The following is a 12,252-nucleotide window of genomic DNA, read 5'->3' on the forward strand; positions in this document are numbered from 1 at the left end:
CGGGTTTGGCGGGGCGCGCGCACGGTCGCGGCGGAAGGCCTGCCGCCGGGGACCGCCGGGGAAACCCCGTTACGCGGCCGGTTCGATGACGATCCAGCGGATCTGCCGGCGGTCGGCCTCGCGGATGGTGAATCGGCGGCCTTCCAGGGTGAAGGCGTCGCCCTGGCGCGGCACGCGGCCGGCCAGTTCGGTCAGGAAGCCGCCGATGGTCTCCACCTGCTCGGACTCCAGTTCGAGGCCCAGGGCGGCGTCGAGGTCCTCCAGGGGGTAGCGGCCGGACACGAGGAAGACATCCTTTTCGATCTCCTGGATTTCCTCGGGCTTGCTGGGGTCGTGCTCGTCCTCGATCTCGCCGACGATCTCCTCCAGCACGTCCTCCAGGGTGAGCAGCCCCGAGGTGCCGCCGTATTCGTCCAGGGCCACGGCCATGTGTTTTTTCTGGCTGCGAAATTCCAGCAGCATCTTCTTGAGGTTGAGGGTTTCGGGGATGAACAGCGGGGCGCGCATGATGGAGCGGGGATCGGGGTATTCGCCGCAGGCCCCGACGATGTGCGCCAGCAAGTCCTTGGCGTAGACGATGCCGAGGATGTTGTCGCGGTTGCCCTCGTAGATGGGGATGCGGGAGTGGCCGTGGGTCTTGATCAGGTCGCAGATGGCCGCGATGCCGTCGTCGGCCTCGGCGCAGACGATGTCCGGGCGTGGCACCATGATGTCGAAGACCTGTTTTTTCTCCAGGCGCAGGATGTTGAGCAGCATGGAGGCGTCTTCCGCGATGAGCGTGCCTTCGCCGCGCGCCTCCTGGATCAGCTCCTCGATGGAGATGTTTTTCTGGCGGAAAAATTTCCCCAGGGCACCCCAAAATCGACTGTCGGAATCGTCGTCCAACCTCTCGCTCCTTGTCTTCCCGTCCGCGGCCACGCGTATCCGGGCATCATGGCCGCCATGCGTTGCAACTTGGTGACGGGCGCTACGAAAACCCGTCCCCCATACTCAAATCGGCCCGCGCCGTCCATGGCGGAGGCGGCCGCGCCGCGCCCGGCCCCCCGGGGGCGGCCCATGGGAAGGCCCGGCCCCGCTGGCCCTGGCCAAGCGCGCCTATTCCCCCCGGGAGCGGTACATGGACAGATGCCGCCGGAAGGCCCAGTCGTCCAGGGCCGGGGCGCCGGAGGCCGCCGTTTTCCAGGACAGGGCATCGCCCGGGGCGTCGGAGGGCACGCCGAAGCTCACGATGCGAAAGCCGAAGCCCTTCTTGCCGGCGCTGCCCGGGTCGCCGTAGACGTTTTGCAGGCGCAGGGCCAGATGGAACTCCAGGGGCTGGTCGGCCTCGGGCTCGGCCAGCACCAAGCGCATGAGGAAACGGCCTGTGGGTTCGAACAGGGCCTTGTGGCCCTGCAGGCCTTCGGACAGGACCTCCAGGCGCACGCCGCCGCCGGAGATGTTGCGCACCTCGATAAGCGGCGGTTCGAGGCGCGGATCGAGCCGTAGCAGCGGCTCGCCCCAGGTGGACGGATTGCCGAACCGGCCATGGGCCGTCTTGACCGTGTTTTCGTGCCACACTTCCAGTTCCAGCACGAAGTTTCGCGGCGGCTCGATGCGCAGGAAGCCGCGTTTCTGTTCCAACTCCAGGTGCTTGGGCCAGGTCACGGTCATGTGCACGAAGTCGTCGCCGGCCAGGCGCACGGCGGCGATGGCCGAAACGAAACCGTAAAAGCTGTGGTAGTCCTTGCGGGGATCCAGGCGCAGCCGGAAGTCGCAGGCCACGAGCTTGCCGACCCAACTCGGGGTGGCCCGCACCAGGGAGGTCATCTCCATCTCGATGCCCCGGACCGGGTCCACGGACAGGATGGTGGCATCGGTGGAGCGCGCGCCGGCGTCGTCGCGCACGAAGCTGACCCGCACCTTGCTGCGCTGGGTCAAGGCCGTGTCGAGCAGGGCCCGGATCTCGCCCGGCCGCACGATCCAGGTGGTGGGCGGCGCGTCGGCGCGGCCGAACCGGATCTTGATGAAAAAGCCGGCGGCGATGACCAAAAAGGCCAGGCCGAAGACGACGGCCGTGAGGATGAGCGCTTCCGGGGAAATGTGGCCCGAGGTGGTGGAATCGCGCATGCGGTCCCACCAGCCCGGATCGAACAGGCTCGTCAGCGCCGGCAGTGTGTCCAGTGCCCCGAAATCACCCATGAAACGTTCATAAGCGAACATCGTTACGGGCACAAGGCCTTGGGCTGGCCGGCGATTTTTTTGAGGTGGATTTCCAGGCAGGAAAGAGCCGCCGGCGTCACCCCGGAGATGCGCCCGGCCTGGCCGAGGCTCGACGGCGCGACCCGGGTCAGCTTTTCCACCACCTCCCGCGACAGCCCGGCCACGGCGGCGTAGTCGAGGCCCGGCGGCAGGGCGACCGCGTCCAGCCGGCCCAGGCGGGCGGCCAGCTCGGACTGGCGGCGCAGGTAGCCCTCGTACTTGACCCGCGTTTGGGCCTCCTCGGCCGCCTCCGGGGACAGGGCCTCGATGTCGGGCCAGAAGCGGCGCAGGTCGGCCAGGGCCACTTCCGGGCGGCGCAGCAGTTCGTCCAGGCGCACACTGCGGTCCAGGGGCTTGCCGCCCAGGGCCAGCCAGGTGGCCTCGTCGCAGTCGTCGGGCCGGGCCCGGCGCGCGGCCAACCCTTCCAGGACCCCGGCCAGGGCCGTCTCCTTGCCGGAAAAAAGCGCCCATTGCCGGTCGCCCACCAGGCCCAGTTCGCGGCCAAGGGGCGTGAGGCGGGCGTCGGCGTTGCCTTCGCGCAGCAGCAGCCGGTGCTCGGCCCGGGAGGTGAACATGCGGTAGGGCTCGGCCGTGCCCTTGGTGACCAGGTCGTCGACGAGCACGGCCATGTAGGCCTGGTCGCGGCGCGGCAAAAAGGGCGGCCGGCCGGTTGCGGCGCACACGATGTTCAGCGCCGCCCACAGCCCCTGGGCGGCCGCCTCCTCGTAGCCCGAGGTGCCGTTGATCTGGCCGGCCAGAAAGAGCCCGGGCAGGGCTTTGGTTTCGAGCGTCGGCAGAAGCTGCACCGGGTCGGCGTAATCGTATTCGATGGCATAGCCCGGCCGCACGATTTGCGCCCGCTCCAGCCCCGGGATGGTGGCGATCATGGCCTTTTGGGTTTCGATGGGCAGGCTGGTGGAGATGCCGTTGGGGTAGATCTCCGGGCTGTCCAGGCCCTCGGGCTCGAGGAACACGTGGTGGCGGTCGCGCTCGGGAAACCGCGCCACCTTGTCCTCCACCGACGGGCAGTAGCGGGCGCCCGTGCCTTCGATGACGCCGGTAAAAAGCGGCGACCGGTCGAAGCCGGCCCGGATGGCCGCGTGGGTGCGTTCGTTGGTGTAGGTCAGGTGGCAGGGCACCTGGCGCAGCACCGGCCCCGGGCCGTGGAAGCTGAAGCCGGGCGGCGGGTCGTCGCCGGGCTGGGGCGTGGTCGCGGCGAAATCGATGGATCTGGCCAGAAGGCGTGGCGTGGTGCCGGTCTTAAGCCGCCCCAGGCGCAGGCCGTGGCCGATAAGGCTGGCCGAGAGCCCCTCGGCCGCCGGGTCACCCAGGCGCCCGCCGCGCCGTTGGGTCAGGCCGATGTGGATGAGGCCGCAGAGGAACGTGCCGGTGGTCAGCAGCACCGCCCGGGCGCCAAAGGCCTCGCCCGAGCCCGTCAGCACCCCGGCCGCCCGGCCGCCCTCGGCCAGCACCGCCTCCACCGTGTCCTGGCGCACGTCGAGGCCCGCCTGGGCAAAGACGTCCCGCTTGACCACGGCCATGTAGGCGTCGCGGTCGATTTGCGCCCGCGTGGCGCGCACGGCCGGCCCCTTGCGGGTGTTTAAGATGCGGAACTGGATGCCGGCGGCGTCGGCCCACAGGCCCATCATGCCGCCCAGGGCGTCGATCTCGCGCACCATGTGGCCCTTGGCCAGGCCGCCGATGGCCGGGTTGCAGGACAGGTGGCCGATGCGGTCCACGTTTTGGGTCACAAGCAGCGTGCGCAGGCCGAGCCTGGCGGCGGCCATGGCCGCCTCGCACCCGGCATGGCCGGCGCCGACCACGATGCAGTCATGCATGGGGGAGAGCCTCCGGGGGCCAGGGGCGCTGCCCTTGGACCCCGCCGGGGGGAAGCATCCCCCACGGACCCCCTGGCAGGGGAGAAGGGGAATCGATGTTGCCGTGAACGAGGGGGGGCATCAGGAAGCCTGCTCCTTTTTTTTCATGGCCAGCAGATAGCTGTTGAGCGGTTTGGCGAGGAGCGTGGTCAGGGGCTTGTTGCGCGCGGCATACAGTTCCCTGGCGTATTCGTAGAGCTGGAGGTCGTATTGGTTGGACTCGGCCAGGGCCTCGTGTTCGGAACCGGTCAGGGAGCGGTCGTTTTTTTTGACCTTGGTCGTATTTTTGCGATGGTATTCCAGCGAGGCCAGGTCGTCCAAGGTGTAAAGCAGCAGGAAAATGGATTCGTTGAATCGCTCCTGCAAGCCAAAAAAGCTGATGTTGTTGGTCAGGTTGTACTTGGCCTGCTCCAGGACCCCACTGTCGCATTGCCCATAGGGAACGGCATCCGCCAGGCCGGACAGGCGGCGGCACATGCCGTTGTCCAGTTCGTGCCACAGTTTGAGGCGGCAGAAGGCTTCCATGGAGATGTTGTCGTTGACGAGCAGGGCATGGAGGTGGTGGCGGGGATTTTGTTTTATGTAGAAGTACATGGAATTGATTCGGGAAATCGGATTGCGCAAAAAAGTGAAGGAGAAATGCGGGGCGGGGTAGCTTTGGATCAATGCGAATTCCACATGGCCGGCGATGAACTTGTAGCGGGCTTTTTCCTCGTCAGGCAACGATGTGAAATAGATATTGCTCTGGTAATGATTCAGATTGAATTTGTTGTTGCCGCAGAGAAAGACCTCCTCGTCACGAAACGATTGCAGCAGCATGGTTGTCGTCGTGGAGCCGGCCGTCTTGGGGATATGCATGTGGATGATCGGTACGGGCTTCATGCTTCCTCGCGGTGAGACGCGGCGACATCCGGCGCCTTGGCTGGGCTATGCCCACTGTTGCGGTCCCTGGCCCGTCTTGGCCACGGGCCGCCCTCCGACCGGTCCTTGCCGGCAACAGAGGCGATGCTCAGGCGATTCCCGGGGTTTTTCCGACACAACAGATCCAGCCGTGGTCGGCTTCCTCGTCGATGACGATGTCGGTGAAGCCGGCGGTTTCGAAAAGGGTACGGAACTGGGCCACGGTCAGGTAGGCCATGGGCACCAGCTCCAGCCATTTCCGGTTGCGGGCGTCGAATTTCGGGGTGTCGTAGACTTCGCCGAGCACAAGCAGCCGGCCGCCCGGGCGCAGCACCCGCCGGACCTCGGCCAGGTCGGCGGCGAGGTTTGGCCAGAAATAGTGGGTTTCCACGGCCGTGGCCAGGTCGAAGGTCGCGTCCGCGAAGGGCAGGGCAGCAACCGAGGCCAGGCGCACCTCCATCCGGCCCGAGGCGAGGGCCTGGGCATTGTGGCGCCGGGACATGGCCACGCTTTTTTCCGAGGCGTCGATGCCGTGGATGCGGCCCCTGGGGGCGAGCGCGGCCAGCCGCTCCAGGGTGCGCCCGCCGCCGCAGCCGATGTCGAGCACGTCGGCGTCCGGGGCGATGGCCACATGGGCCAGCCCCCAGGTGGTCAGCGCGAAATGGCTGCGATTCATGCGCCGGCCGATGTATTCGCCGAGGATGCCCCCCGGCCGGCGGCACTGCCCCATGAGCAGCTTTTTCCAGGCTCGCTTTATGTCCATGGCCGTCGTCCCTTGCCCCCTTTGGGGGTGGTCCAGGAGGGGCCTCAGGCCCCTCCTGGCCGCCGGAGGCATCTTTCCTCTTCCCTCTTCCGTCTTGCGCCTTACGCCCCGGCCAGCACGTGGGCCATGACCTGGGCGTCGCCGATGGTCTTGGCGATGCTGGTGCGTTCGTTGGGCTGGTGGGCGTTGTGTTCGAGGGTGGCCCAGACCACGGCCGGGTAGCCGCGCCGGCGCAGGTAGGCGGCCACGGTGCCGCCGCCGATGCCCATGGGGCGCGGCTGGGCGCCGGCGTAGACGGCCTGGATGCCGTCCATGACCTTGCGCACGATGGGTGCGTCCTCGGGCGTGGCCGGGGCGGCTTGTTCCTGCTGGACGACCTCGTAGTCGATGGTCACGCCGCAGGCGGCCTCGACCTCGCGGCCGTAGGCCCGGATGGCCGCCGTCACGTCGTCGAGGTTGTATTCGGGCAGGACCCGGCAATCGACGTAGAAGACGTCCCGGCCGGGGATGGTGTTGACGTTGTCCACGTTGGCTTCCTTTTTCGTCGGCTCGAAGGTGGAATTGGCCGGCTGGAACAGCGGATTTTTGGCCGGGAAGCGTTCGTAGAGCTTGGGGATCTTGAGGATGAAAAGCGCGGCCGCGGACAGGGAGTTGATGCCGTCCTCGGGGGTGGAGGCATGGCACTGCTTGCCCTTGACGATGACCTTGTACCACAACATGCTTTTTTCGGCGACTTCCACCATCTCGCTGCTGGGCAGGCCGAAATCGGGCACGAGGAAGAGGTCTTCCCTGGTGAAAAGCCCGTCGTGGTGGGCGGCCACGTAGTCCAGGCCGTATTTGCTGCCGGTTTCCTCGTCGGCCACGAACAGCATGCCGTAATTGATGGGGGGCGTGGTGCCGGTTTCGAGCAGGGCCTTGCCGAGGAGGATGGAGCTGACCACGGCCTGCTGGTTGTCCTCGACGCCGCGCCCGTAGAGGAGGTCGCCGTCCACTTCCAGGGTGTAGGGGTCGCCGCGCCACAGGGCACGGTCGCCCGGGGGCACGATGTCGAGGTGGGAGATGACCCAGAAGGTGCGGGAGGTGTCGGCGCCGGGGAGGACCACGGCCAGGTTGGGCCGGTGGCCGCAGGGCACGCGCGGGTCGGGGGCGTTTATTTCGCGGGGCTCGGGGAAGCCCATGGCGGCCAGGAGGGTTTTGAGCCGGTCGGCCTTTTCCCGTTCGCCGGGGCCGCCGTTGTCCGGCCCCAGGGCCGGGATGGCGGTCAGTTCGCGTTGCAGGTCGATGACCAGGTCGCGTTTGTCGGCAAGGCGGGAAAGCAGGGCGTCTAACATACGAGCTCCGGGAAGGGGTTGTCGAAAGGGGAGGCGAACCGTCCCCTCATAACGCCTGGGCCGGGGGATGGCAAACCGGATGTGCGCAACGCAAAAAGCCGGGAGGCGCGAACCTCCCGGCAGGGCGTACGGATGGGGTGTCGGTCGCCTAGCGGCCGCGGGCGGCGCGCTTGGAAGCCTTCAAGGGGTTGATGTTGACCTTGCCGCCCTTGTCGACTTCGAGTTTGACGTGGGTGGCGAAGTTGCAGACCTTCTGCGCCCATTTGCGTTCGGGCAGGGGATAGCTCTTACAGTATTTGCCTCCGTCCTGCTCCAGGACGCGGTCGCAGCCCACGCATTTTTCCACGATGGGATGGCATTCGACGCCATTGATGGTGATGACCTGGGACATTGGGATACCCTCCGGACCGCGCGGGAAAGGGCGCGGGAAAGTTTTCAGCGCAAAGCCAGCCTTTATTATGGAGCCCGGCGGCCTTGTCAAGGGGTGCGGCCGGTGATCCTGCCGGAGGCCTCCCGGAAGGCCCGCAGCAGCCCGGGGTAGTCGAGGCCGGGGAAGGCGCCGTCGCGGTAGAGCACCTTGCCCGCCACCATGGTGCAGCAGACCTCGCCGCCGCTGGCCGCGTAGACGCAGTCGGACACGGGGTCGAGCCCCGGGGCCAGTTGCGGCCGCGACCGGTCCAGGGCGCACAGGTCGGCCGGGCCGCCCACGGTCAGCCGGCCAAGCTCCGGCCAGCCGAGGGCGGCCGCCCCGTCGCGCGTGGCCATGTCCAGGGCGGCCCCGGCCTCCAGGGCCGTGGGGTCGCCGGTGGCCACTTTCTGCACAAGCGCCGCCGTGCCCATCTCCCCGAAAAGGTTCAGGGCATTGTTGCTGGCCGCGCCGTCGGTACCCAGGCCCACGGTCACGCCCGCCCGGCGCAGGGCCTCCACGGGGGCGATGCCGCTGGCCAGCTTCAGGTTGCTTTTCGGGCAATGGGCCACGGCCGTGCCGGTTGCGGCCAGCAGGCCCATGTCGGCCGCGTCCAGGGCCACGCCGTGGGCCAGCAGCCGGCCCGGGCCGAGCAGCCCCAGGCCGTGGAGGTAGGGGATGACCCGGGTGCCGTTGGCGGCGCGGCAATCCTCGTTTTCCTTGGCCGTCTCGGCGGCGTGGGTGGACAGGAGCACCTGCCTGTCCCGGGCGAAGGCGGCGCAACGGGTAAGGGTCGCCGCCGAGCAGGTGTAGACGGCGTGGGGGAAGATGGCGGGGCGCAGCCGGTCGTGGCCGGCCAGCCGGTCGGCCAGGGCGGCGGCCGAGGCGAAGGCCGCGTCCACGGTCTTGAACCCGGCGTTTTCGATCTCGAACACGCCCTGGCACAGCACGGCCCGCAGGCCCGACGCCGCGGCCGCGTCGGCCACGGCATCCACGAAAAGGTAGGCGTCCAGGAAGCAGGTCGTGCCCGAGGCCAGCATTTCGGCGCAGGCAAGGGCCGTGCCCAGGCGCACGGCCTCGGCCGTGAGCCTGGCCTCGGCCGGCCAGATATGCGCGGAGAGCCAGGTCGTAAGCGGCGCGTCGTCGCACAGGCCCCGCAGCAGGGTCATGGCCGCGTGGGTGTGGGTGTTGACAAGCCCCGGCAGGACCAGGCAGCCCGAGAGGTCCAGGGCCGCGGCGGGAACGAAGCGCCGGGATAGTTCCTCCGCCGGCCCCAGGGCGGCGATGCGGCCGTCGGTTATGGCCAGGGCGGCGTTAGGCAACAGGCGCCGCTCGTCGTCCTGGGTGACGATCAGGCCGGCCGTGACCAGGGTGTCGCAGGGCAGGGGGGTGTGTTCCATGGGTCGTGTCCTAGCCTACCTTGCCGGCCCGGCCAAGCCCGGCTTGACCGGGTTGCCCAAAATCCCTATCCGGGTACCGTACCAGTCCGTATTTTCAAGGAGACGGCCATGGATCTGCGCAAACTCGTTCGCGACATCCCCGACTATCCCAAGCAGGGCATCCTCTTTTTCGATATCACGCCGCTTCTGGGCGATCCCGACGGCTTTCGCCAGGCCGTGGATCTGCTGGCCCAACGTTTCGCCGATTCCAAGGCCACCAAGATCGTGGCCGCCGAGGCCCGGGGCTTCATTTTCGGCGCCGCCCTGGCCTACAAGATGGGCATCGGCTTCGTGCCCGTGCGCAAGCCCGGCAAGCTTCCCTACAAGACAAGGTCCGTGTCCTATGACCTGGAATACGGCTCGGACACGCTGTGCATGCACGAGGACGCCCTGCTGCGGGGCGAGAAGGTCCTGGTCATCGACGACTTGCTGGCCACCGGCGGCACGCTCTCGGGCGTCGTCAAGCTGGTGGAGGACTTCGGCGCCCAGATCGCCGGCATCGGCGTGGTCATCGAACTGTCGTTTTTAAACGGCCGGGAGCAGTTCAAAACCTACGGCTGCGAGAGCATCCTGCAGATCGCGTAGCCTCGTTCCCCTTTGGCGCCGGCCTCGGGGCCGGGTGCGGCGTCGGGCCGCCGGGCCGCTTCCGGCCCGGTCGCGGCGCTGGGGCTTACCCTTTCGACGACATGCAACCGTCCGCCCTGGCTGGCGGAAGCGATGGAAGGAAAACCATGAAAATCGGCATCATCGGCGGCAGCGGCCTGGACGACCCCAATATCCTCGACAACGTCTCCGACATCGAGCTGGACACCCCCTACGGGCCGCCCAACTCGACGCTGCGCCAGGGCCGGCTCGGCGGCAAGGACGTGGTGCTGCTGGCCCGCCACGGCCGTTCCCACACGGCCACGCCCAGCCACGTCAACTACCGGGCCAACATCCACGCCCTGCGCAAGATCGGCTGCGCGGCCATCCTGTCCACCACGGCCGTGGGGTCCCTGCGCCAGGAGATCGGCCGGGGCGACCTGGTCATCCTCGACCAGTTCATCGACTTCACCAAGCGCCGCCACCTGACCTTCCACGAGCGCTTCGAACCGCACAACCCGGCCCATACGCCCATGGCCGATCCGTTTTCCGAACCGCTGCGCCAGTTGCTCATCGCCGCCTGCCGCAAGTTCGGCTACCGCCACCACGACAAGGGCACGGTGGTGACCATCGAAGGGCCGCGTTTTTCCACCCGGGCCGAATCCAACATGTTCCGGGCCTGGGGCGCCGATGTCATCAACATGAGCGTGGCCACGGAGTGCGCCCTGGCCGTGGAGGCCGGCCTGCCCTACGCCGCCGTGGCCATGAGCACGGACTACGACTGCTGGAAGACGGACGAACCGCCGGTCAATTGGGAGGAAATCGTCACGATATTCAAGGAGAACGCCGAGAAGGTCACGAACGTGCTCCTGGAGGTGGTCCGGGCGATGTGACCCTGGCGCGGTGTCCGCGCGGCTTGATAAAAGGCGTCCCCCGGCCGGGGGACGCCTTTTTATTGAGGCAAGCGGGGCTATTTGCCCAGGGGGAACAGATGCCGCTTGAGACTGGCGAAGATGGCGTCGTAGACGGCCTCGTCGCGGCTTTCGGGCAGGACGATCTGGATGGGGCAGCGCTGGGGCTTGGCCGCGCCGTTGCCGGTGGAGTGGCGCAACGGGGAATCGGCCGAAGGGGACGCGACGTCCGGGGCGGCCTGGGGCGCGGCTGACGTTGCCGCGGCGTCGGCCGGGGGGGCCGGGATTTCAAGGTGAAAGAGCAGGGGGTGGGGCACGGTCGCGCCGGACGGCCGGTCGGGGCGCTCCGCGTGGGACGGGGCGTTTTCGGGCTCGGCCGGCGCCTGTGCCGCCAAAGGCGGTTGCGGGCCGGCCACGGTCTCCCCTGGCTCGGTGTGCGGGCTGGCGGTCGGCGAGTGCGCCGCGCCGGCCTGGGCGTCAGGCGTTGTGGTCGCCGCCAGGGGGCCGTCCGACAAGGGGGGCGTGACTGGCCTGGCCGGTTCCGTTTTCCGGGGCGCGGCGGCGGGTGTCGGGTCCAGGGTGTTGGGCTGGCCCTGGCCGGCCTGGACGGTGGCCGGCGGTGGCAGCGGGGAGGCGCTGGGAACCGTTGTCGCGGCCCCGGTCGCTAAAAGCGCGGCTTCGGGTTCCAGTTCCAGGGCAAGTGGCCCGCTGGCCTCGGCTGGGGCCGGTGGGGTTACAGCCCCCACTGGGTCGGCCTCCCGGGCCGTGTGCGGCGGGTCTTCCGGCTCCAGTTCGAAGAAAAGCGGTGCGGCCGGCCCGGAGGCGGCAGTGGGGGTGACGTTTGGGGGCGCGGCTTCGGACTCCAGTTCGAGGACAAGCGGCAGTTCCATTTCCGGCACAAACCTCGGGGTGGCTTCCGTTTCCGTCGCCGTCTGCGGCGCCAACGGTGGGGCAGCCGGCTCGAGGGGCTCCAGTTCCAGGACGAGGGGCTGCGCCTGGACCGGTTCGGGCCGTTGCGAGGGTGCCAAAGTCTCGGCCGCGGCGGGAAGACCGGGCTCGGCTGGGTCGGCGATGGGCCGGTCCGCTTCCGGTTCCAGGACCAGGGGGGGCGGCAGGTCCGCCGGGGCGTGGCGGCCTTGGTCCGGTGCCCTCGGTGCTGCTTGCGGCGCCGCCGCCTCCGGTTGCGGACCCGGTTCGGGCGTGGGGAGCGGCGAGGGGCTTTGCGGGGAAGGCGCGGCCTCCGACGTTTCCCTGACGGCGTTCTCCCGGGCCTGGGACCGTAGCGAAGCGGCCACGGAGGGGCCGTCGTCGCCGGCGGTGTGTGTCGCCGAGGCTGCCTGGGGCTCGGCCGGGGCCGGGCTGAAATCCGCCTCCTTGGCATAGCGGCAAAGGGCCAGGAACGTGTTGGCGATGCCGTTGACCATCATATCCGTTTTCTTGCCGCCATAGAGCTGCTTGAGGACCCCGATGATTTCCTGGTCGGAAAGGCTGTCGGCCTGGGGCTGCTGGTCGAACAGTTTCGAATAGGCTTCGTGGATGCCGTCGAGAAGGGCGGTTCTGGCCTGGTTGCGGTGGTGGAAATCGATGTAGCGCTTGGTCGGCATGCCGTTGTCGCTGAGGAAATGCAGTTCCTTGAGGATGTCGATAAAGGATCTATCGATAGCATAACGAAACCCGATGCTCGTCATGAACGAGACATCGAAAACATCCGGTATGTCAGCCTTCATTATGCATTCAAAATAGGCAGGGATACTGGCTGTTTTCAAGGAGTACGCATTGGGCAGCGACATGATCTTCGTATCCGT

At 68.0% G+C, this 12,252-nt stretch carries 11 protein-coding genes; 2 read left to right on the forward strand and 9 right to left on the reverse strand.

What is annotated here, in order from left to right; genetic code table 11:
• Positions 1 to 69: 69 nt before the first annotated feature.
• From ACP59X_RS09280 to ACP59X_RS09315, 8 genes are all read right to left on the reverse strand, one after another.
• A complete protein-coding gene (locus tag ACP59X_RS09280; protein WP_428568339.1) occupies positions 70 to 885 on the reverse strand; it encodes a hemolysin family protein in 816 nt (271 codons plus the stop codon).
• 210 nt (positions 886 to 1,095) lie between these two features.
• Complete coding sequence (locus ACP59X_RS09285; protein WP_428568341.1) at positions 1,096 to 2,199, reverse strand: PilZ domain-containing protein; 1,104 nt, start codon at positions 2,197 to 2,199, stop codon at positions 1,096 to 1,098.
• 2 nt (positions 2,200 to 2,201) lie between these two features.
• Complete coding sequence (gene mnmG / locus ACP59X_RS09290) at positions 2,202 to 4,076, reverse strand: tRNA uridine-5-carboxymethylaminomethyl(34) synthesis enzyme MnmG (protein ID WP_428568345.1); 1,875 nt, start codon at positions 4,074 to 4,076, stop codon at positions 2,202 to 2,204.
• 120 nt (positions 4,077 to 4,196) lie between these two features.
• Positions 4,197 to 4,997: a sulfotransferase family 2 domain-containing protein gene (locus ACP59X_RS09295; protein ID WP_428568348.1), complete on the reverse strand. Its 801-nt coding sequence runs from the start codon at positions 4,995 to 4,997 to the stop codon at positions 4,197 to 4,199.
• A gap of 127 nt (positions 4,998 to 5,124) precedes the next feature.
• Positions 5,125 to 5,778, reverse strand: a complete 654-nt coding sequence (locus ACP59X_RS09300; RefSeq protein ID WP_428568351.1) for a class I SAM-dependent methyltransferase — start codon at positions 5,776 to 5,778, stop codon at positions 5,125 to 5,127.
• A gap of 101 nt (positions 5,779 to 5,879) precedes the next feature.
• Positions 5,880 to 7,109 (reverse strand): M20 family metallo-hydrolase, encoded by a 1,230-nt coding sequence (locus ACP59X_RS09305; RefSeq protein WP_428568354.1) that lies wholly within the window; start codon positions 7,107 to 7,109, stop codon positions 5,880 to 5,882.
• 148 nt (positions 7,110 to 7,257) lie between these two features.
• The gene (locus tag ACP59X_RS09310; RefSeq protein ID WP_428568356.1) at positions 7,258 to 7,500 is read right to left on the reverse strand and encodes a PxxKW family cysteine-rich protein; all 243 of its coding nucleotides are present in this window, start codon (positions 7,498 to 7,500) and stop codon (positions 7,258 to 7,260) included.
• 86 nt (positions 7,501 to 7,586) lie between these two features.
• A complete protein-coding gene (locus tag ACP59X_RS09315) occupies positions 7,587 to 8,915 on the reverse strand; it encodes an amidohydrolase (protein ID WP_428568359.1) in 1,329 nt (442 codons plus the stop codon).
• A gap of 108 nt (positions 8,916 to 9,023) precedes the next feature.
• On the opposite strand from ACP59X_RS09315, the gene ACP59X_RS09320 reads away from it, so the two are divergent.
• Both ACP59X_RS09320 and mtnP read left to right on the forward strand, forming a co-directional pair.
• Positions 9,024 to 9,539, forward strand: coding sequence for an adenine phosphoribosyltransferase (locus ACP59X_RS09320; protein ID WP_428568362.1), 516 nt, complete (start codon positions 9,024 to 9,026; stop codon positions 9,537 to 9,539).
• A 146-nt stretch (positions 9,540 to 9,685) separates the two neighbouring features.
• Positions 9,686 to 10,429: an S-methyl-5'-thioadenosine phosphorylase gene (gene mtnP / locus ACP59X_RS09325; RefSeq protein WP_428568365.1), complete on the forward strand. Its 744-nt coding sequence runs from the start codon at positions 9,686 to 9,688 to the stop codon at positions 10,427 to 10,429.
• A gap of 77 nt (positions 10,430 to 10,506) precedes the next feature.
• Here the strand turns inward: mtnP and ACP59X_RS09330 are convergent, their stop codons facing one another.
• Positions 10,507 to 12,237 carry a DUF5343 domain-containing protein gene (locus tag ACP59X_RS09330; protein WP_428568368.1) on the reverse strand — a complete coding sequence of 577 codons (1,731 nt, stop codon included), beginning with the start codon at positions 12,235 to 12,237 and terminating at the stop codon, positions 10,507 to 10,509.
• Between the last annotated feature and the right edge of the window lie 15 nt (positions 12,238 to 12,252).

Origin of the sequence: Solidesulfovibrio sp. DCME (assembly GCF_049995385.1) — a bacterium.
Lineage (GTDB): Bacteria > Desulfobacterota > Desulfovibrionia > Desulfovibrionales > Desulfovibrionaceae > Solidesulfovibrio.

Excerpts from the sequence above, each read along its gene's own strand:
- ACP59X_RS09285 (WP_428568341.1), bottom strand. The coding sequence starts at position 2,199 with ATGTTCGCTTATGAACGTTTCATGGGTGATTTCGGGGCACTGGACACA.
- mnmG (WP_428568345.1), bottom strand. The coding sequence starts at position 4,076 with ATGCATGACTGCATCGTGGTCGGCGCCGGCCATGCCGGGTGCGAGGCG.
- ACP59X_RS09295 (WP_428568348.1), bottom strand. The coding sequence starts at position 4,997 with ATGAAGCCCGTACCGATCATCCACATGCATATCCCCAAGACGGCCGGC.
- ACP59X_RS09300 (WP_428568351.1), bottom strand. The coding sequence starts at position 5,778 with ATGGACATAAAGCGAGCCTGGAAAAAGCTGCTCATGGGGCAGTGCCGC.
- ACP59X_RS09305 (WP_428568354.1), bottom strand. The coding sequence starts at position 7,109 with ATGTTAGACGCCCTGCTTTCCCGCCTTGCCGACAAACGCGACCTGGTC.
- ACP59X_RS09310 (WP_428568356.1), bottom strand. The coding sequence starts at position 7,500 with ATGTCCCAGGTCATCACCATCAATGGCGTCGAATGCCATCCCATCGTG.
- ACP59X_RS09315 (WP_428568359.1), bottom strand. The coding sequence starts at position 8,915 with ATGGAACACACCCCCCTGCCCTGCGACACCCTGGTCACGGCCGGCCTG.
- ACP59X_RS09320 (WP_428568362.1), top strand. The coding sequence starts at position 9,024 with ATGGATCTGCGCAAACTCGTTCGCGACATCCCCGACTATCCCAAGCAG.
- mtnP (WP_428568365.1), top strand. The coding sequence starts at position 9,686 with ATGAAAATCGGCATCATCGGCGGCAGCGGCCTGGACGACCCCAATATC.
- ACP59X_RS09330 (WP_428568368.1), bottom strand. The coding sequence starts at position 12,237 with ATGTCGCTGCCCAATGCGTACTCCTTGAAAACAGCCAGTATCCCTGCC.